General features: G+C 41.3%; 1 protein-coding gene. It reads left to right on the top strand.

The features are described 5' to 3' along the window. Positions 1 to 42: 42 nt before the first annotated feature. On the top strand, positions 43 to 918 hold an 876-nt coding region (locus tag P767_RS15825), incomplete at its 3' end, for a sodium/proton-translocating pyrophosphatase (protein WP_245586830.1).

Genomic DNA, 918 nt, shown 5'->3' with positions numbered 1-918 from the left:
CCTATCCCCTGTGTGCCTTGCCTCCCACGACTATTGGCTACCATGGTACTAGGTAATGAAGTTACTGCTGCAGATGGATCAAGATTGGTTGATGCTTTTGGCGGACTATCTCCTATTTTACTACCTATGCTGATTGCAGGTATCGGTATCATTTTATCAATTATTGGAACCTTATTCGTAAGAATTGGTGAATCTGCTAATTTAAATACCGCTATTGTTCAGAAAGCATTGAACATGGGTAACTATGGTTCTATGATTTTAACAGCAATTGTATGTTATTTCTTAGTTGGCAATGTATTACCAGAGACGATGACTTTAAGAGGTGCTGAATTCACCAGAAACGGTGTATACGGTGCAATCGTTGTTGGTTTAGTAGTAGGTACTTTAATGAGTATCATTACTGAGTATTATACAGCAATGGGTAAGCGTCCTGTATTAAGCATTATTCGTCAGTCTGCTACTGGTCATGCTACCAATATTATTGGCGGTTTGGCAATTGGTATGGAAAGTACCTTCTTGCCTATTATTGTTTTGGCTGGTGGTATTTATGGTTCATTCCTTTGTGCCGGTTTATACGGTGTGGCAATTGCTGCTGCCGGTATGATGGCAACAACAGGAATGCAATTGGCCATTGATGCATTTGGCCCTATCGCGGACAATGCCGGTGGTATTGCTGAAATGAGTGAATTACCTGGTGAAGTGCGTGAAAAGACAGATATTTTAGATGCGGTGGGGAACACAACTGCTGCTAGTGGTAAAGGTTTCGCTATTGCATCCGCAGCATTAACTGCATTGGCTTTGTTTGCTGCTTTCGTTGGTGTGGCTATGCCAGACAATCAGCATATTGATATTTATAAGGCCGATGTATTGGCTGCTTTATTTATCGGTGGTATGATTCCATTTATCTTCTCTTCTCTG

This window comes from Sediminibacterium salmoneum NBRC 103935 (assembly GCF_000511175.1).
Classification (GTDB): Bacteria; Bacteroidota; Bacteroidia; order Chitinophagales; family Chitinophagaceae; genus Sediminibacterium; species Sediminibacterium salmoneum.
Note: the sequence above shows the minus strand (reverse complement) of the source record. Positions and strands in the feature narration are given on the sequence as shown.